We start from the raw sequence: 19178 nt of genomic DNA, 5'->3' as shown, positions 1-19178 counted from the left end.
AGGGCCAAATCTGCTTCCACAGCGGCGACGAAGCCGACTTCATCGCCCGCCGGGAGACTTCTTCAACGGCCTGCTAGAGCGCGTTGGGCGAAAGTGTGAGCGGTTTCGCCCGCTAAACGCGCTCTAAATGTTTGAATCTAGGTCCTGTTCATCGAGATCAGATGATTCCATCTGATCCCGACAGGCTCTAACGCGCGAGCTGGAGCGCGGTGGCCTGGTGCGGTTTCTTCCTACTGGAGCCCAAGAGATTTGGGAGGCCCACGCGCCTTATCAAACAGGATAGACGTCGAGGACGGCCTACCGCCGTTTTGTCGATTTTCTTGTGGATCGACGATGTGGGATCTTCGCGCCGCCTTGGTTCTCGGCCGGGGGAAGCGATCAGGAAAGCTCGGTCAGGAGTCTTCGGGCTTTGCGCAGGTCACGCGTCTCGTATTCGCCTGCAAAGCGCTCACAGATTGAAGCCAGGTCGCTCAGGCATCTCTGCGCCAATCCCATACCTTGCGATAGCGACGCCAGGTCGCTCACGGCGCGAAGAGTCCAGGCGATAGAGCCGCTCATCCGCGCCGCCTCCACCGCCGAGGAAAGCAAGTCTCGTGCATGGCTCGTGCGGCCGTGCATCTGCTCAACCGCGGCCTTCAGGCGGAGGAGTTCGGACTTCCCCCAGGGTTCGGCGCTCGTGTCGAACACGTGCTGGATGACTTCGGCGGCGTCGCCTGTCTGACCATTGGCGATCATCGCGTCCGCGATCAGCGTGAAGCGCGCATCGTGCCGAATCTGAACGACTCCTTCGCGCACGCTGTAGAATGCGCTGCGGAGCCGCGCCGGATCGGGCTTCTGTCCGAGATAGGCGGCGATGGCCGCGGAATAGGTGTCCGCAACCGGGATCCACGCCGCGACGCCGTGACGATAGATGGCGCTTCGAAGCGTCTCGATGTGCGGCAGCACGGCTTCGTGCTCGCCGGCCTGTATGAGGGTCCAGACGACGCCCTGCGCCAGGCAGTGGACCAAGGTCAGGCCATGCTGGACCTGCTGCGCGTCCACGGCGGCCATCTCCGCGACACGGATGGCGTCACGCGAGCGACCGGTCAGCCAGCAGAGCGCCGCCAGCTGGACCTGAACGTTCATCTTCTGGTGGATCTGGAAGCTCGGGACAGCCCGCTGAGCCTCCCCCTGCATTTCCCTGAACAGACGTTGGACGCGCGCGTGAGCGGCGTCGAAATCGCAGATGCGTATCTCATACTGCGAGCGAAGTTGTTCCTCCTCCCAAAGCGCGGCGGGCTGGTTCGCTCGCGAAGCCGCCGGTCGCATGGCCATGAGCGCGCCCGCCACATTGTTCACGCGGCCGCGCATCAGCTCGTAAGTCGCGAACGCGCCGAGGGCGCGACACTCCGCCTGGGAATCTTCTGTTGCGCGCGCCAGCTGGATCGCTTTCTGGAAAAGAGCGCTGGCTTGGTCTGGGTCGGTGGCGAGGTAGGTGCTGACCGAAGCCAGCCCGACCACCAATCTAAGCTCAAGCGAGGGCTCACAAACGCCCAGGCGTCGGAGTTCCGAAAGGGCGAGTTCGCAGTTGGCGCGTATCTCGCTGCTGAGCGAGAGGTCGTGGCACAGCGGCAGCCCGGCGGCCACCAACTGGACTCCCAGAAGTCGATCGGCCGACCGATACAATGTCCAGTCGATCGCCTTCCGCATATCGTAGATCAGGTTGGCGTACGCCGCGCGCCAAGGGCGCGGCGACATCGAAGATTGGTCGGCCGCCGCCTGACCCAACATCTTGAGAACCCAGCGCGCGTGAGCGGAATAGGCCGAAGCCGCTTCATCACGGCGGTCGAGCAGAGCCGCAGCGAATGCGCGCGTGCTGTCGAGCAGGCGATAGGCCAATCCGCCCTCGTGGTGCTCCGCAGCGACCATCGACTTCGACCTGAGGCCGGAGAGCGCGTCGACGATTTCGATCGGCGAAAGCGCGACGCTCGCCGCCAGTTCCAGGACCGCCTCGGGCCCGAACACGCCGGCGAAGACCGAGCACGCTTGCAGCGCCGAGGCCTCCTGCGTCGTGAGCAGGGAATAGCTCCACTTCAGGGTGTCCAGCAGCGTGCGCTGGCGACGTGGTTCCGCGCCGTGACGTCGCCGCCGCAGGACCAACAGGTTGTCCTTGAGTTCCGCCAACGCCGTGATTGCGCCGCGTGCGGCGACGCGCGCCGCGACAAGTTCGATGGCCAGAGGCGAGCCGTCCACCTCGCGACAGACTTGGACGAGCGCTTGCGCGTCGGCGTCGTGAGGAGAATGGCCGCGCTCCTCATAGGCCCGTCGAACCAGGAGTCGCGGCGCGGCGTAGCTCAACACGGGTTCGATCTTGTCGAACTGGTCGCCGGACGGGACGGCGAGAGCGGTAAGCCACAGCACCCGCTCGGATCGAGCGCGCAGCACCTCACGACTTGTCGTCAGAATTCGCAGATGCGCGGTCCGCGCGAGCAGAACCTCGCAGATGTGCGAGACGGCGCTGAGGACATGCTCGCAGGTATCGAGCACAAGCAGCATCCTTTGCCGCGCCAGGATCGAGCACAAACCTTGAAGGCTGGCGCCGCCCGAGCTCACGCCGAGCGCCGTGGCCAGCGCGTCGGCGACGAATTCCTCGCGGCTCACCCGCGAGAGATCGACGAATGCGACGGACCCGCCGGGCTCCGCCGCCAGGTCGTGTGCGACCGCCCCCGCCAGGGTCGTCTTGCCAATCCCGCCGCCCCCCACGACCGACACAAGGCGGCTCACCTCGAGCAGGCCTTTGACGCGGGCGATCTCAGCGTCGCGTCCGATGACGTCGTGGAGCTGCGGAAGCGGCGTGGCGGCGAGCGTGGCGTCCTCGGGCGGATAGCCTTCCCCGGCCGAACCGTCAGCGCTGAGCCAATAGCCTCGCCCCACGACCGTCTTGATGAATTCACCTGCGGGCGCGTGGCGACGAAACGCGCGGCGGAGGTATGCGACCGTCACCTTCAGATTGCCTTCGTGAACGAAGGTGTCCGGCCAAGCCGCCTGCATCAGGTCCTGCTTGCGAACGAGCTGGCCTTGCCGTTCGGCGAGCGCCACCAGGACATCCATTCCGCGGCCGCCGATGCGGACCTCCTCCGGTCCGCACAGCAGTTTGCGGTGCAGCTTGTGGAGATGAAAAGGGCCGAACCCGACGATCTGGTCTCGTCCGCCCGCCGCCGTTTCGAAGGTCGGATCGTGTCCCAAGCGGCAGGAGCCCTCTTCCGCGCACGATGTCGCCTCAAGCTATCATGGTTGTTGGCGCGTCACAGAGCGGAACGAGCTTCGCGCGCAAGCCGCCCAGACCAATGCCGACTCTTTACCCCGTTTAACCCCGGCGCTTCGCGACCTCGGGCTAACCTGGCCAACGTCGGTTCCCGAGGACGCCGCGCTTGCCGGCCCGACGGGGAGAAAGCGGACGGAGGAAGATCATGTCGAAAGGCAAGGTGCTGGTCGTTGGCTCGAACGCCACGCGGATCGAAATCCAGGGCGGCGGCACGGGCCCGACCGGCCAATATCTGAACGAACTTGTCGTGCCGGTGATGGCGTTGTTGGCGGCCGGCTACGACATCGCGTTCGCGACCCCCAACGGGACCAAGCCGTTCATCGATCCGGTCTCTGATCAGGCCGTCCACTTCGACAACGACAAGGCCGCGCACGAGCGGGCGCAGGACTTCTTCGCCAACGATCGGGCCATGAACAGTGTGAAGACGCTGCGAGCCGTGCTCGACGGCGGGCTCGACCAATACGTCGCCTTCTTCACCCCCGGCGGTCAGGCGCCGGTCGTCGACCTCATGCAGGATCCTGAGCTGGGCGAGATCCTGCGCCACTTCCACGCGCACAAGAAGCCCACCGCCTACCTCTGCCATGGTCCGATAGCGTCGATCTCGGCGATGCAACACGCCCGGGAGTTCCGGGCCGCCCTCATCGCGCGCGACAAACCCAAGGCGGCGGAGCTCGCACAGGGCTGGCCGTACGCCGGCTACCGGATGACGGTCTATTCGGCGAGCGAGGAGAAGCCGATCGAGGACAACATCCTGCACGGCAAGCTCTACTTCGACATGCCGGAAGCGCTGACCACGGCGGGCGGCATCGTGGATGTCGGGCCCGATTTCGCTCCGCACGTGGTCGAGGACCGCGAACTGATCACGGGCCAGAACCCGCGCTCCGATCACCAGATCGGCAAGGCGCTGATCGCCGCGCTCAGCCGTGTCTCGGTCGACGCCTGATCGTGGCGCGAAGACCGCGTCTGGCCCCCAAGGCCGCGCCTAGGAATGGAAGACTCCGATGAAACAATTGCTCGCGGGTGTGCTCATGACCCTTGCCACTATTTCGTCGTCCGCGGCCCAGCCGAGGCCGTCGACCCAACCCGTCTCGATCGTGCTGGTGCATGGCGCCTTCGTAGACGCCTCGGGCTGGAGGGCCGTCTACGACATCCTGACCCATGACGGCTACGAGGTGCTGATCGTCCAGAATCCGACGATCACGCTCGAGGGTGATGTCGCGTCGACCCGCAGGGTCATCGCCGCGGCGACAAAGCCGGTTCTGCTCGTCGGCCATTCCTATGGCGGCGCGGTGATCACCGAAGCCGGGACCGATCCGAAGGTCAGGAGCCTAGCCTATATCGCCGCGTTCGCCCCCGACGCCGGCGAGTCGGTGTTCGAGCTCGCGACGCGACCCGCGCCGGAAGGCGGCGCACCGCTGCTCCCGCCAAGCGATGGCTTCCTCATCGTCGATCCGGCGAAGTTCCCGAGCGCCTTCGCGTCCGATGTCGATCCTGGCCTCACGCGCTTTCTTGCCGCGGCGCAGGTTCCGTGGGGGCTCGGCGCCGTCCAGCCCAAGCTCACGACGGCCGCCTGGAAGGACAAGCCGGTCAACTACATGCTGACGACCGAAGACCACATGGTCGCACCGACCACCCAGCGCTTCATGGCCACGCGGGCCAAGGCCAATCTCGTCGAGATCAAGAGCAGTCACGCGGTCATGCTCTCGCATCCCCGCGAGGTCGCCGCCTTCGTCGAAAACGCAGCGGCGGGGGTCAAATAGGCCAGGTCGGCGCCAGGCCGGCCGGTCGACGCCGATCGGAGAGCGCGCGTCATGACAGGCAGGGTGAAAACCATCGCTGTGCTCACCGCACGCCCCGGCAAAGCCGATGCGCTGCGGGACCTGATGGAACAACTGGTCGAACCGAGCCGCGCTGAGCCGGGAAACCTACGCTACGAACTTTGGGCCGCCCCGGCTCAACCAGGCCTGTTCGTGCTCGATGAGCTCTATGTCGATCACGTCGCGGTCGAGGCGCACCATGCCACGCCTCACTTCCAGAACTACCTCCTGCGCATTGCCGACTTGGCGGAGCGCTCCGTCTGGACGCTCGATGAAGTCGTCGTCGCCTGACCGGATCGGCGTGCGAGCCTGGCGCGCTGCGCCTTCGGTCTGTTCCGCGCCAGACGCGCCACAAGCAGACTCGAGGATCGCGCCAGGAAGCGGACCTTAAGATCGGCGCGTCGGCGCTCTTTTGCGTCCTTGCGAGGGGATATTTTACCGCTACCAATATCGCAACGACAATCAGGGGAGCCCAGGATGACCGCCAGATTCGATCGCCGCGCCCTCCTCGTCGGCGGCCTCGCCGCGTCGGCCGCTGCCGTGACGCCCCTCAGCGAGGCCTTCGCCCAGCGCCGCCGCGTGTCCGCCAACGACAAGGTCCAGGTGGGCGTGATCGGCTGCAAGGGCATGGGCTGGTCCAATCTCACCGCGATGGTCAAGGGCGCCGACGTCACGCCCGTCGCCCTCTGCGACGTGGACGCCAGGGTCCTCGCCGACCGCGGCGCCGAATTGCAGAAGGCCTCCGGCCGCGCGCCACGACTTTACGACGACTACCGCCGCATGCTGGACGACAGGTCGGTGGATGCGGTGATCATCGCCACGCCCGACCATTGGCACGCGCTCCAGCTCATCGACGCCATGTCGGCGGGCAAGGACGCCTACTGCGAAAAGCCGCTCGGCAACTCCATCGCCGAGTGCCGCGCGATGGTCGCCGCCCAGGCGCGCCACAATCGCGTTGTCCAGGTCGGCCAGTGGCAGCGCAGCAACCAGCACTGGGCCGACGCCATCGCCCACGTGCATTCCGGCGGCATCGGCCGGGTGCGGAAGGTCAAGGCCTGGGCCTATATGGGCTGGATGAAGCGCGTTGCGCCTCAGCCGGACCAGGCGCCACCTCCGGGCGTCGACTACGACCGCTGGCTGGGCCCGGCACCGCAGCGCGCCTTCAACCCCAACCGCTTCCACTTCAGCTGGCGCTGGTACTGGGACTACGCGGGCGGCCTGATGACCGACTGGGGCGTCCACCTGATGGACATCGCCCTGCTGGGCATGAAGGCCCAGGCGCCCAGTTCCGTCAGCGCGCTGGGCGGCGCGTACGGTTATCCGGGTTCGGCCATGGAGACTCCGGACACCCAGACCGCCATCTTCGACTTCGGCGACTATTCGGTGGAATGGGAGCATGCGGTCGGCATCAGTCGCGGCCCCTACGGCGGCCATGACCATGGCGTGGCCTTCGTGGGCGAGACCGGCACGCTGGTGGTGGACCGCAGCAAGTGGTGGGTCTCGCCGGAGATGCGCGACGGCAAGGCCCTGACCCCGGAAATTCCCGTAACCAGGGCTTCGGACAACGGGCTTGATCGGCACACGGCGGATTTCATCGCCTGCGTGAAGGATCGCGCCCGCACGCCGGCCTGCCCCATCGAATCGGCGGCCAACACCGCCACCGTCTGTCAGATGGGCAACGTCGCCTGGCGCACGGGCCGCAAGGTCCACTGGGACGCCGCGGCGAGCCAGTTCAAGGACGACGCCGAAGCCAACGCCCTGATCACGCCCCGCTACCGCGCGCCTTACCGCCTGCCGGTATAAGCAGCGTCACGGAGCCCCCCGGCGTCGCCCAGAAGGTAGAGCAGCTGTCGCCTATCGAAGCGCGAATCTGCGGATCGAAGGTCGAATTGCTCGGAACCTTGGCGTCCACGAGTAGCGTGGAATCAGCGGCTCTAGCGGCTCCGGGCTTTGCACGGGAATGGCGCGCCATGCTGAATGAAGCCGAGAACTATGCCTTCACTACGACACTATAAATCACGATTTTCTGTCATTTTTGTTGATAATGATTTCCCCTTAGAAGAATATCTTGCTTCCATATGGCCAAATCGGAATCCTAACAACTTTACCCTGGACCGAAGCAGGCACGCCTTAACCGCACAACTACATAGTCCATTGCTAGTCCGCGCCTCCGCCACCTTATAAGACGACCGCTTCGCGCCAAGAGGAGACATTGGCGTCGCTCCAGGAACTGAACATTCAGCGACCGGCGCGGCCAGCATCCGCTCGTCAGACCTTGCGATCGTTGGCCTCCTGAGGGCGGCGGCGCCACTCATGCCCTTCTCGCATCGAAGGCCGCACGTGCGGCCTCGATGCGTTCGATGTTCTTCTCCGCCCACATCCAAACGCCGCAGAAGGCCTCGGCCAGGGTCAGGCCGAGATCTGTCAGCCGGTATTCGACCTTGGGCGGAATCACCGGGTGGACCGTCCGGACGACAAGCCCATCGCGTTCCATCCGCCGCAACGTCTGGGTCAGCATCTTTTGGCTGATGTTTCCAACCCGTTCGCCAACGCGGGTGAAACGGGTCTCGCCATGCTCGGCCAAGACCTCCAGGATCAGCATGGTCCATTTGTCCGCGACCCTGCCGATCACCTCGTTGACGAGCGCTTCGACGCGCGGATCGGCATATTCGCCGGTTTCAGGACTCGCAATTCTCGCCGGCGGCGGAACCGTCATTCCAAATTCTTTCTGCTGGGTAAGTATGGCGACTTCCGGTGCCTACTTTCCAATGGAGAGTGACACTCATACCTGGTCTCCAGCGCTTGGGCATCCTCTTGGAGACAACCATGAACATCACCGGGAACACCATCCTGATCACCGGCGGCGGCAGCGGCATCGGCCGGGCCCTAGCCGAGGCCCTGCATGCGCGCGGCAACCAAGTCATCATCGCGGGGCGCCGCGAGGGCGTGCTGAAAGAAACCGCAGCCGCCAATCCGGGCATGGCCTGGGCGACGCTGGACGTGGAGGACCCTGCCGCCGTCGCCGCCTTCGGCGCTCGTATCGTCAAGGACCATCCAGGCCTAAACGCCGTGATCCTCAACGCCGGGATCATGAAGGCCGAGGATCTCACGGCCGAACCGTTCGATCTGGCGACGGTGGACGCGACGATCACGACCAACCTCCTGGGGCCTATCCGGCTGACGGCGGCCCTGCTGCCGCACTTGCGCGCCCAGCCGAAGGCGACGGTGATCACCGTGACCTCAGGCTTGGCGTTCATTCCGCTCGCGGCGACCCCGACCTACAATGCGACAAAGGCGGCCATGCATTCGTGGACCCAGTCGCTTCGTCATCAGCTCCGCGACACGGCCGTGGAGGTTCTGGAACTGGCGCCCCCCGCCGTCGCCACCGATCTGATGCCGGGTCATGCCGAGAATCCCAACTCCATGCCCCTGGCCGACTACACCACCGAGGTCCTGGGCCTGATCGAAGGGGGCGACACCCCGCGCGGCGAGATCCTGGTCGAACGGGTCAAGCCGCTGCGCTTTGCCGAGATCGGCGATTACGAGGAGATGTTCCACAGGTTGAACCGGGCTCACTGAAGGCGTTCGGGGAGCTGGAAGTCGCCGGAGCACGACGGCTTCCAACTCACCGAACAGATCCTTCGCCCCTGGTCGCGACAGCGCCAGAAGCGGAACTTGGCGCCACTCCGGGAACCAGACGCTCAGTGCGGGCAGAAGGCCGCCGGCGGCTCCCCAACCGGGTCAATATACTCGGCTCTACGGTTGCTCTTCAGCTTCCGGACGGAACGCCCCCGTCTCCCATCCGCGGATGGCGCCGTATCCTGCAGCAGCGCTGCATGGTGTCCGAGGACCTGTCCGCCGATCCGCGCTTCGCGGACAATCCGGCCGTCGTCGACGCGCCGCACTTTCGGTTCTACGCCGGTTGCCCGATCGTCGACCCCGACGGCTTCACGCTCGGTTCGCTCTGCGTGATCGACACCGAGCCGCGCACCCTGGACGAGACCCAGCAGGCGATCCTCACCAACCTGGCGTCCCTGGTGTCGGACGAGATCAAGCTGCGCGTCACCGACGGACGTCTGAAACGGGCCATGGACGTCCTGGATCGCAGGCCGCGCTCGTGATGCGTTGTTGTTGCTCCACGCGCCCGCCAGGCAGCGGGGCGTGGAGCACTCCAATCCATCAGACTGTCGGAACGGTCCCGCCATCGATGACAAACTCGGCGCCGTGGATCGCGGCGGCGCGATCCGAGGCCAGATAGGCGATGACGTCGGCGACCTCATGGGGGGCGGCCGGACGCCCGATTGGGATCCCGCCCAGGCTGTCGAGGACGACTTGCCGCGCCTCCTCGATCGTGCCGCCATTGGCGGCCTGCAGGCGTTTCAGCAGGTCCACGGACGACTCGGTCATGATCCAGCCGGGAGAGACGGCGTTGACCCGCACGCCCTTCGGACCCAGTTCCTTGGAGATGGACTTGCTGTAGGTCCTCAGCGCGGCCTTGGCGGCGGCGTAGGCCGTGGTCGCCTCGGGAAGGGGCAAGACCGACTGAATGGAGGTGACGTGCACCACCGCGCCAGCGCCCCGCTCGATCATCTGCGGAACCAGGAGGCGATCAAGGCGAACCGTGGCCAGTAGATTCAGGTTCAGTTCGGAGAGCCAGTGATCGTCCGTCAGGGCGACAAAGCCGCCGCCCGGCGTGGACGAACCGCCGATCACGTGGGCGAGGATGTCGACGCCGCCCAGACGCTCTAGCGCCGCCTTGGCCAGGACTTCGCCGCCCTCGGCCGTCGTCAGGTCCGCCTGGACGAACTCGACGCCATCGATGGGTTCCAGGGCTCCGCGGGCGGCGGTGATCACCCGGGCGCCGCCGGCCAGGAAGCGGTCGACGGTGGCGCGGCCCAAACCCTTGGTGCCACCGCTGATGAGCACGCGCTTTCCCGCGAACTCGGTCGGATCAGCCTTGATGGTCATGCCGTGATCTCCAACGCCTTGATGGCGTCGTTTTCGAGCGTGAAGCGGTAGGTGAAGCGGATTGGGCTGCCCTTGAAGTCGCCATGGGCGGGGCCTTCGACGACGACCTGACCGTCCTCGCGCCGGACGGTGTCCGGTGTGAAGATCGCCTTCACGGGGATCACAGCCTCTTCAAACAAGGCGCTGATTTCGGCATGGCCCCACAGAACGGCGCCGTTATCGCGAACGACGGCGTCGGCTGCGAAGGGTTCAAGCATGCCGTCAGCGTCCAGGCGGGCGTTGGCGGCCACATACGCGGCGATCGGGGATGGAAGGTCGAGCGACATTGGTCTTGTCCTGCTTGCTGCGGTCGCAGCCGCGGCGGCTGCAAGTGCGCTTGCCAGGCAAGGTAGCGATGGACAGCTGCATGATAATCAGGACAATTCGCGATGCTTCATCACAAAAATCGGGACAATAGTGCAAAGCAGCCTGACGGAATTGGACGCCGTTCTCATGGTCGCCCGGCGGGGCAAGTTCCGCACGGCCGCGCTTGAGCTCGGGGTTTCAACGACCGCGCTCAGCAATGCGGTCGGAAAGCTGGAGCGCACGCTCGGCGTAAGGCTTTTCAACCGGACGACGCGAAGTGTCTCCTTGACGGAGGCAGGCCAGCAATTCGTCGCGCAAGTCGCGCCCGCCGTGCGCGACATTCATGAGGCGATGGACGCTGCGCGCGCTCAACAGGCCACGCCTTCGGGCACACTGCGCATCAACGCCTTCCCGACAGCGGCGCGGGAGATCTTCTCCTGGCTCGTCCTGCCGTTCCTGCGCGCGCACCCTCAGGTCCACATCGACATCGTCACGGAGGGTCGTCTGGTGGACATTGTCGCGGGCGGCTTCGACCTCGGCGTCCGTAGCGCCGACCTTGTGCCGGCCGACATGATCGCACTGCCGTTGGGGCGCGCGCGGCGCAATGTCGTGGTGGGCGCACCGAGCTATTTGAAAGCGCACGGGACGCCCTTGATCCCCCAGGACCTCGCCGAGCATACCTGTCTTCGCGTCCGGCTTCCCAATGGCGCGATCTACCGCTGGCCTTTCGAGAAGGATGGACAATCGGTCCACATCGACGTTGAGGGCGCCATCACCCTCGACGAAGCGAGCCTCGCACGCACCGCGGCCCTCGCCGCCGTCGGCCTGACCCTGGCGATGGAGTCCGATGTGCGGGACGACATCGAGGCAGGCCGCCTCGTGCGCGTGCTTGAAGATTGGACGCCCACCCTGGCCCCCTTGAGTCTCTACTATCCGAGCCGGCGCAACCCGACCGCCGCGTTCAAGGCGTTCATCGACTTCGCGCGGCGACATGGTGGGACCAGCGACGCCCTTAGGCCGTTTATGGCCTGAGACGCGCCAGCGGCAGACATTAGCACCCGCCTGGTAAGCGGACTCCAAGATGGGCCCTAACGCGGCCAGCTATGGAGCCGATTGAAATGGGCCAAAGATTGCGACCACTCGATCGCCTTCGTCGCGGTTGTCGGTAATCACCTGCGATGGCTGGTCCCTCCTGGCGCGACCCGCACTACTACGTAGCCGGAGCGACTGCTCAGGCGATCCGTCAGGCGCTTGTTGGCCAGTTCGTTGGCCACCGACAAGCCCGTGGCGAATACCTCGCGCGGACCGGCATAGAGCCTGTGTCTGAACATCCGCTCGAGCGTGGTGATGCTGGGATGGGCCGCGTGGGTCACCCAGGTGCGAGAATGCAGCGCGCGGATCGCGTCAGGCCCCGTGGCGTCGAACATGCCGTGGTGCGGGGCCACCGCGACCTCGACCCGTCCGGCCGCCCGGGCGGCGGGGGCCTCCAGGCCGGCGCGGTGATCTATGCGGCGGAGCACGCCTCGCCAATCTTCCGCGGAGACATGGACATGGCTCGCGCGGAGCTTGAAGCGGCGCTCGGATCGGCGCCTCGACGATAGGCGCGCTCGCCCGATGACGGCCTGCCAGGACAGGTTCGAGGGAAAGGACCCTGGCGTCATCCAGCCCTAAGGCGCGTCTCGTCGTCGACTATCCGGCGTCAAGGCGACCATCACCTGATCGAACGCCCGACTGTCTCTAAACTATCAGCGATTTTTAGAATCTCCTGCACGCGGCACCTGATATTTAAGGTATAAATTCGAAACACAATACGGCACGCCAAACAGAATATATTTAAGATTATTCTTAATATGCCAAATTATATCCCTCAAACAATTACAAGTTGTGCAAACAACTACACATTTACCTAATCCATGATATTAATTTATGCATTTTCGCCCTAAATGAGCAGCCGATATCGATAAACAGCTCCCACCGTACATCTTATGGTTAACTATTTGTTGACGCCCCGGCTGCTCGCTCCACGGTACGTGCCACCTAGGCGGGAAAATTAAGCGATTTTGAGCGTCGCAGCAGTCACCGCCTGACGGGAGCTCAGAATAAAGATGATTGAAGTATTGGCGGGCCATTATTCCCGACGCCGGGCCTTCGCGGCCGTCGCCGGGCTCGCGCTCATCGGCAATCTCTGCGCCTTCGCCCCCCTCGCCGCCGCCGCGGCCGCGGCCAAGGCGCCCGCGAACGTCGAGGTCTTCCGCGAGCAAGCCAACAAGGTCGGCGCGCGGAGCTGCGCGGATCTCTACGAGGCGCTTGGCCAGGGCCTGACCCATGGCGCGACCTTCTCGGTGAAGACCGAGGCGGACAAGGCCGCGCCCGACGCCCATCTCGTCCAAGGCGTCCTGGGCATGACCTACGACCTGCCCGACCTCAAGGGAGCAGCGGGCGGGGTGGTGGTCGCCGCGCCCGGCGAGGGCGGATGCGAAGGTTACATGGTGCGCGTGGCGCCCTTCCAGAAGCCCTGCGCCGAGGTCGTCAGCCTCCTGCCGGCCGGAAGCACGGCGGGGCAAGCCCTTTCGGGCGTCTGGCGATACCAGCTGGCCGGAAGCCAGGGACAGGCGCTGATGATTCCCAGCGGCGCCGCCTGCGTGGTGGTGACCCTTTCTGGAATGACCCAGCGCCGGTGAAGTCCGCGCCCGCCAGCCGGGCGAGGCCAGCTTGCGAGAACGATCGTGCGGTGACTTGGCCCGCCCGCACGGAAGACGTGAACCGGGCCAAGTCACCGCGCTCGCCGACGCTCCAAAAAAGGGCTGGCCAGCCGACATTGAGGGATAGGGCCATGGTTACGGGCATGTCGAAGGATCACCGCGCCGGCTTCGCTCGCGACAGGATGGGCGGGGAAAACGGACGAGGCTGGTCGCGGCGACGCCGGCTGATGGCCATCCTGCGCAGAGCCCATCAGGTGCTCGGCGTCAAGCGCAGGGGCCGGGGGCTCGGAATCTTGGGCGTCGACGGCGGGCAGCGCCCGATCAGCGCCATCGGCGGCTTGGTCGCGATCATGGCGCTCGGCCTCTCCGCCCCGGCCCAGGCGCAATACAACGCGGGCGGCGCCATATCATCCGCCACCAACGCCATTGCTATCGGCAACATGGCCCAGGCGAATGGCCTGAGCAGCGTAGCCTTGGGCGACTCCAGCATTGCAACGGGCAACACTTCGATCGCCATCGGTTACTTGATGAGCGTCAATGGCCCCAACGCCATTGGCGTCGGCATCTCCGCGAAGGCGACCGGCGTCAACGCCCTCACCATGGGCAGCAACGCTCGCTCACTCACGGACGGCGCATCGGCTTTTGGTGTCAACTCCACTGCAAGCGGTGCGAACTCGACCGCCCTCGGCTCCACGGCCACGGCTGGCGCCGCCAATTCTGTCGCGATCGGCTACCTCAGCCAGGCGACGAACAGCGCCGCCACCGCCGTCGGACGTCAGGCCATTGCCTCTGGGGCCAACGGCGTGGCCATCGGCAGCTTGGCGCAGGCCACCGCAGGCAACGCCGCCGCCCTAGGCGTCCGCGCGGTGGCAAGCCAGGTAAACGCCCTTGCCCTGGGCGCGGACGCCAGCGCCGCCGGTGTGAACAGCACGGCGATCGGCGCTGCGGCGACCGCCACCGGAGCTCAGGCGGTCGCCTTGGGCGTCTATGCCAACGCGGGAGGCGTGGACGCGATTGCGGTCGGCAGATTGGCTAATGGCGGCGGGCTGCGCGCCCTCGCGCTAGGACTGAGGGCGAACTCATCCGGGATTGATTCGATCGCGCAAGGCAATTCGGCCGCCGCAAGTCAGCAGAACGCCGTAGCGATCGGCTTCGGAACAATCGCTTCAGGGATAAACTCAGTCTCTCTCGGCTCTCGCACCGCCCTCGGAACAGGCGCCCTCGCCGAGAGCGCCATCGCTATCGGCACGGATGTGACGGCCTCCGCGAATGACGCGCTTGCCGTCGGGCGCGCGAGCCAGGCGACCGTCGCGCGCGCCACCGCGCTCGGCGTTAGTGCTTCAGCGACCGGGCAGAGCGCGCTGGCCGTCGGCGACACGGCGGTCGCCAACAACGCCGGCGACGTGGCCCTGGGCTCGGGCTCGACGACCCTGGCGGCGGTGGGCACGGCCAGCACGGTGATCGGCGGCGTGACCTACGATTTCGCCGGCGCGACCCCGACCAGCACGGTCAGCGTCGGCGCGGGCGGGGCCGAGCGGACGATTACCAATGTCGCCGCCGGCCGGATCTCGGGCTCCTCGACGGACGCGGTCAACGGCTCGCAACTGTTCGCCACCAACCAGCAGGTGACCCAGAACACCACCGATATCGCCAACCTGGGGACCACCGTCACCAACCTTGGAAACGATGTCACCCAGAACACGACCGACATCGCCAATTTCGGCGGCGCGCTGACCAGCATCGCCGGCGACACGACCAGCGTCTATACCAACGCCAACGGCCAGGGCGTCCGCTACGCCCGCACCAACGAAACCGGGCTCGCGCAAAGCGACGCGTTCGCCCAGGGTGTGGGCTCGACGGCGGTGGGCTACGACGCCCTGGCCACGGCCGACAGCGCGCTGGCGCTGGGACGCGCCGCCCAGTCCAGCATCCTGGGCGGCGTCGCGCTCGGGTCCGGATCGGTGTCCGACCGCGCACTGGCCCCGACCTCGGGCAGCATTATCGTCGGAACCAACCTGGCGCCCTACAACACCAGCGACCTGACGCTGCTGGGCGCTCTGTCGGTGGGCAACGCCACCAGCTATCGCCAGATCACCAATGTGGCCGACGCCACGTTGGACCAGGACGCGGTGACCCTGCGGCAGCTGAAGGGGGCGATGAGCTCGTTCTCGGTGACGCCGATCCAGTACTTCCACGCCAATTCGACGGCGTCGGACTCCCTGGCCGTCGGCGCGGACTCGGTGGCCATCGGCCCGCGGACCACGGTCAACGGCGACAACGGCGTCGGGCTGGGCGACGGCGCGGTGGTCCAGATCACCGCGCCCGGCGGCGTGGCTCTTGGTCAGAACGCGACGGTGAACCTGGCCGACGGCGCGGCGCTGGGGACCAACTCGGTCGCCAACGGCATACAGGCCATCGCCCTGGGGGCCGGCGCCAACGCCAGCTTCGCGGGCAGCGTGGCCCTGGGCGCGGGCGCGACCACGATGGTGGGCTCGCGGACCGGCTATGCCGGCTACGGCCTGGCCGCCCCGCAGAACTCGGTGGGCGAGGTGTCCGTCGGCGGCCCCGGAGCCGAGCGGCAGATCACCAATGTCGCGGCCGGTTCGGCGCCGACCGACGCGGTGAACGTCAGCCAGCTCAACCAGGTGGCCCAAAACACCGCCAACGCCCTGGGCGGCGGGGCGACCTATGATCCGACCACCGGGACCTATACCGCGCCGACCTATACGGTCGCGGGCAATACCTACAACAACGTCAACGCCGCGCTGCAGGCGCTGAACCAGACGGCGGCCGCGCGGAACATCCAGGCCAACCGCGCATCGGCCGCCAACGTCCCGTCGAACGGCACGCTCAACGTGACCGCGGGCTCCAACACGGTGGTGACGCTCAACGGCGACCAGCTGCAGATCGCCATGGCGGACAACCCGACCTTCAGCGGCGTGATCAGCGCCAATGGTGGCCTCGCCGTCGGCCAGAACACCACCGTCGACATGGGCGGCAACCTGGTCCGCGACGTCGGGGCCGGCGCGGTGACCGCCACCTCGACCGACGCGGTCAACGGCTCGCAGCTGCACGAGGTCCAGCAAGTGGCCAGCAATTCGGTGCAATATGATGCCGGCGGCGGGTCCGTGACGTTCAATCCCGGCGGCCAGGCCGCGACGCTGCACAATGTCGCCGCCGGCGTCGCGCCGACCGACGCCGTCAACGTCCAGCAGCTCAACGACGGGCTTACGAACGCGATCTCGACCGCCAACGCCTATACCGACGCGCGGCTGCAGGGTTTCGTGGTCGACATGTCCAAGGCGCGACGCGAGGCCTTCGCGGGGAACGCGGGCGCGCTGGCGGCGGCCGGCCTGCCCCAGGCCTATGAACCGGGCCGCAGCATGCTTTCCCTGGGCGCGGGCACCTATGGCGGGCAATCGGCCTTCGCCATGGGCCTTTCGCGAATCATGGACGACGGCCGCACCATCCTCAAGGCGGGCGCGACCTACGACACCCAGGAACGCACCGGCGCCAATCTCGGCATCGGCTTCCAGTTCTGATCCGCATCGTTCATTCGATCATCCAAGGAGGACACGATGAAAGCCAAGCGCCTCCTCGGGCGTCAGGATCGGTCAGCGAGACCTGGCCGTCGGGCGAGGCCGCGACCCGCGCCTCCATGGCCTTGAGCATCTTCATCTGCTCGCGCAGCCGTTCGACCTTCTCCTTCAGCCGCTCCGAGCGCGCCTCGACGGCCTGGCCCTCCTGGCGGTCGGCGGTGTCCAGGTCGCGAAGATAGCGGGCGATGTGCTCGGCCACCTGTTCCAGGCGCTTCTTGAGCTTGTTGGCGGTGAAGTTCTTGTCGCGGGTGTTGACCCCTTGAACTTGCTGCCGTCGATGGCGACGAGAGCCGACCCCAACAGGCCGATCTGGCGGCACAGCACCACGAACTGGGCGCAGGCGGCCTGGATCGCCGGGCCGTTGTCTTTCCTGAAGTCGGCGATGGTCTTGTGGTCCGGCGCCAGCCGCCCCGTCAGCCACATCAGCTCGACATTGCGCCGCGCCTCGCGCTCCAGCCGGCGGCTGGACTGCACCCTGTTCAGGTAGCCGTAGACATAGAGCTTCAGCAGCATGGCCGGATGATAGGCCGGCCGGCCCGTCGCCGCCGGCGCCACGCCGTCAAAGCCCAGCGCGCCCAGGTCCAGGTCGTTGACGAACACATCGACCACCCGCACCGGGCTCTCCTCGGCCACGTAGTCGTCCAGACATTCGGGGAGCAGCGTCGGCTGCCGGCGGTCGCAACCCTCAACGAAGCGGCTCAACTCCACCTCCCGACGGCTAACGTCAGGAGTCTAGCTGATCTGCGAGGGTTCCACACAGCCTCGGTCAATTGCTGCCGTTAGCGCATCTCCGGAAACTGGACATTCAGCGGCGGCCGGCAGCGGAGATTGGCCAAGGCAACGGCCAGTTCGCGTCAGACTGACCGCGCTTCCGAGGCGCCGCAGCATCTGTCGGCGATGGGCGTTCATCGCCTATTTGACGGCGATGAAGATCGGATTGGCGTAAAACCACAGGTCGGACCACGGATCCTCGCCCAGCGGATCCGGCGACGGCTCGGCCTCGTCGCCACTCGCGCCACGGACCCGGATGTAGGTGGGACCGCGCACGTTCTTCAGCACGTGAACCATCGACAGCACCTCGCCCTCGCGCGCCCAGGACGTCGGGGTGAAGACTCGGACGACCCGGGTCGAGGGATTGGCGTCGAGCGTTCGATCCCCGGCCGGACCGGTGACGCCGCCCTGAATCAGGCCGATGTGGGCGACGCTGGGCGAGAATCCGCCGAAGTTCTTGCCCGCCGGATCGCGCACGCGGATGACCACCGTGACGTCCGAACCCGCCGGGACCTCCAGCCGACCGCCGATCTCGGCCTTGGCGCCGCCCGCGCTGGCGGTGACGTCGACCTCTGAAACCAGGTCCCCCAGGGTCACGAAGATGCGGCCGCTGCGCAGCCCATCCAACACGTCGTCATAGGTGTGGACGGCCTTCACATAGGTCTTGGAGTACTCGCCCGGCCAGAAGTCCTCCCCGCCATCGGTGTAGTGACGATGGGAGTCCGAGGTCGAGGTGACCCACCAGGACCGCCCCTCCCCCAGCATGGCGTCCCAGAACCCGCCCATCTTGGCGGTCATCTGATCGAAGCCGCCCATGGTCGGCGCGCGCGAATAGCCGCCGCGCTCGCCCCGAGGCTTCTGGGCGCCGTCGGGCTTCAACGCCGCCGCCTGGTGCCCGGGCGCGCCTTCCATGCCGACGGCTACGTCGGGCGCGGTGTCGTTCCAATTGCGCAGTTCGGACGGCGAGACCAGGCCGTAGCGACCAACCTCGGTCGCCGACCTGGACGGATGGTTGGCGATCACCACGGGCGGTCGCGGCAGCGCCTTCATGTGACGCAGAGCGTCCAGCATGAAACCCTCCTGGTCGCGCGCGGAGTCGGCCGGCCAGGGCTCACGCCGGTTGTAGCGGCTCTCGATCCCGAACAGGGCGTCGCGTTCACTCGCGGTGCGCGGCAGGATCAGGCTGGAGTGCTCGGCCGCCGGCGTATCCAGCTCCATGCCCCAGAACTGCAGGACGCCGGGTGTCTGGCGCCGCGAGCGCACCAGCTCTGGATAGGCCTCGTCCCGGTTCAGCTTGGAATGGTTCGGACCGCCGTGGTCGGTGGCGACCATCCACGAGAGACCGTGTTTGGCGGCCATGCGGGCGTTGGTGGTGATCGGATTGCTGGCGTCGCCCGCCTTGACCAGGACCGGCGGCCGCGACGGATCGGCGGCGGGCTTCACCGAGACGCTGAACCAGCTGTGGACGTGATGGTCGCCGGCCAGCCAGCGACGCTCGGAGGCCTTGGCGGCTCGGCCGGCCTCGCGCGCCGGCGCGATCGGCTGCACGGCATGGCCGGAATGGGCCAAGGCTGTCGTCGCCGAGACATCCGCCAGCAGGACCATCGCCATGACGGCGCGCGAAACGCCTTGTCGCGTCTTTGCGGAGAACATGGGCATGGAGACGTCCTAT

The 19178-nt window shown here is 66.5% G+C and carries 16 protein-coding genes and 2 pseudogenes; 10 read left to right on the top strand and 8 right to left on the bottom strand.

Annotated elements, in window-relative coordinates:
- Positions 1 to 378: 378 nt before the first annotated feature.
- Entirely contained in the window at positions 379 to 3225 is a 2847-nt protein-coding gene (locus tag AC07NX_RS17470) for an ATP-binding protein (RefSeq protein ID WP_494643502.1), read from the bottom strand.
- A gap of 224 nt (positions 3226 to 3449) precedes the next feature.
- On the opposite strand from AC07NX_RS17470, the gene AC07NX_RS17465 reads away from it, so the two are divergent.
- From AC07NX_RS17465 to AC07NX_RS17450, 4 genes are all read left to right on the top strand, one after another.
- The gene (locus tag AC07NX_RS17465) at positions 3450 to 4247 is read left to right on the top strand and encodes a type 1 glutamine amidotransferase domain-containing protein (protein WP_494643500.1); all 798 of its coding nucleotides are present in this window, start codon (positions 3450 to 3452) and stop codon (positions 4245 to 4247) included.
- Positions 4248 to 4305: 58 nt separating this feature from the next.
- Positions 4306 to 5064, top strand: a complete 759-nt coding sequence (locus AC07NX_RS17460; protein WP_494643499.1) for an alpha/beta hydrolase — start codon at positions 4306 to 4308, stop codon at positions 5062 to 5064.
- A gap of 63 nt (positions 5065 to 5127) precedes the next feature.
- Positions 5128 to 5412 (top strand): putative quinol monooxygenase, encoded by a 285-nt coding sequence (locus tag AC07NX_RS17455; RefSeq protein ID WP_494643497.1) that lies wholly within the window; start codon positions 5128 to 5130, stop codon positions 5410 to 5412.
- A 186-nt stretch (positions 5413 to 5598) separates the two neighbouring features.
- Complete coding sequence (locus tag AC07NX_RS17450) at positions 5599 to 6924, top strand: Gfo/Idh/MocA family protein (protein WP_494643495.1); 1326 nt, start codon at positions 5599 to 5601, stop codon at positions 6922 to 6924.
- Positions 6925 to 7432: 508 nt separating this feature from the next.
- Here the strand turns inward: AC07NX_RS17450 and AC07NX_RS17445 are convergent.
- Positions 7433 to 7837 (bottom strand): winged helix-turn-helix transcriptional regulator, encoded by a 405-nt coding sequence (locus AC07NX_RS17445; RefSeq protein ID WP_494643494.1) that lies wholly within the window; start codon positions 7835 to 7837, stop codon positions 7433 to 7435.
- Positions 7838 to 7947: 110 nt separating this feature from the next.
- Between AC07NX_RS17445 and AC07NX_RS17440 the strand changes: the two genes are divergently transcribed.
- Complete coding sequence (locus AC07NX_RS17440) at positions 7948 to 8700, top strand: SDR family oxidoreductase (protein WP_494643492.1); 753 nt, start codon at positions 7948 to 7950, stop codon at positions 8698 to 8700.
- Between the two features lie 125 nt (positions 8701 to 8825).
- Positions 8826 to 9242 (top strand): GAF domain-containing protein, encoded by a 417-nt coding sequence (locus AC07NX_RS17435; protein WP_494643491.1) that lies wholly within the window; start codon positions 8826 to 8828, stop codon positions 9240 to 9242.
- A 58-nt stretch (positions 9243 to 9300) separates the two neighbouring features.
- On the opposite strand, the gene AC07NX_RS17430 is transcribed toward AC07NX_RS17435, so the two are convergent.
- On the bottom strand, positions 9301 to 10089 hold the full coding sequence (locus AC07NX_RS17430) for an SDR family oxidoreductase (protein WP_494643490.1): 789 nt from the start codon (positions 10087 to 10089) through the stop codon (positions 9301 to 9303).
- Positions 10086 to 10415 carry a nuclear transport factor 2 family protein gene (locus tag AC07NX_RS17425; RefSeq protein ID WP_494643489.1) on the bottom strand — a complete coding sequence of 110 codons (330 nt, stop codon included), beginning with the start codon at positions 10413 to 10415 and terminating at the stop codon, positions 10086 to 10088. The genes AC07NX_RS17430 and AC07NX_RS17425 overlap by 4 nt, the downstream gene beginning before the upstream one ends.
- A 130-nt stretch (positions 10416 to 10545) precedes the next feature.
- Between AC07NX_RS17425 and AC07NX_RS17420 the strand changes: the two genes are divergently transcribed.
- Positions 10546 to 11466, top strand: coding sequence for a LysR family transcriptional regulator (locus AC07NX_RS17420; RefSeq protein ID WP_494643487.1), 921 nt, complete (start codon positions 10546 to 10548; stop codon positions 11464 to 11466).
- Positions 11467 to 11603: 137 nt separating this feature from the next.
- Here AC07NX_RS17420 and AC07NX_RS17415 read toward each other — a convergent pair whose 3' ends face one another.
- A complete protein-coding gene (locus tag AC07NX_RS17415) occupies positions 11604 to 11954 on the bottom strand; it encodes a hypothetical protein (protein ID WP_494643486.1) in 351 nt (116 codons plus the stop codon).
- Positions 11955 to 12539: 585 nt separating this feature from the next.
- Between AC07NX_RS17415 and AC07NX_RS17410 the strand changes: the two genes are divergently transcribed.
- Positions 12540 to 13115, top strand: a complete 576-nt coding sequence (locus tag AC07NX_RS17410) for a hypothetical protein (protein WP_494643485.1) — start codon at positions 12540 to 12542, stop codon at positions 13113 to 13115.
- A gap of 271 nt (positions 13116 to 13386) precedes the next feature.
- Here the strand turns inward: AC07NX_RS17410 and AC07NX_RS17405 are convergent, their stop codons facing one another.
- On the bottom strand, positions 13387 to 13653 hold the full coding sequence (locus AC07NX_RS17405) for a hypothetical protein (protein WP_494643506.1): 267 nt from the start codon (positions 13651 to 13653) through the stop codon (positions 13387 to 13389).
- Here AC07NX_RS17405 and AC07NX_RS17400 point away from each other — a divergent pair.
- A pseudogene (locus AC07NX_RS17400) lies at positions 13577 to 14323 on the top strand (hemagglutinin); the annotation flags it as partial. The gene AC07NX_RS17405 and the pseudogene AC07NX_RS17400 overlap by 77 nt on opposite strands.
- A gap of 66 nt (positions 14324 to 14389) precedes the next feature.
- Positions 14390 to 16678, top strand: coding sequence for a YadA family autotransporter adhesin (locus AC07NX_RS17395; RefSeq protein WP_494643504.1), 2289 nt, complete (start codon positions 14390 to 14392; stop codon positions 16676 to 16678).
- A gap of 46 nt (positions 16679 to 16724) precedes the next feature.
- Here the strand turns inward: AC07NX_RS17395 and AC07NX_RS17390 are convergent.
- Both AC07NX_RS17390 and AC07NX_RS17385 read right to left on the bottom strand, forming a co-directional pair.
- Positions 16725 to 17437, bottom strand: a pseudogene (locus tag AC07NX_RS17390) (transposase); the annotation flags it as partial.
- A 210-nt stretch (positions 17438 to 17647) separates the two neighbouring features.
- Entirely contained in the window at positions 17648 to 19165 is a 1518-nt protein-coding gene (locus AC07NX_RS17385) for a CehA/McbA family metallohydrolase domain-containing protein (RefSeq protein ID WP_494643483.1), read from the bottom strand.
- Positions 19166 to 19178: the final 13 nt, after the last annotated feature.

The organism is Caulobacter sp. GW821-FHT09A05, assembly GCF_059418465.1.
Note: the sequence above shows the minus strand (reverse complement) of the source record. Positions and strands in the feature narration are given on the sequence as shown.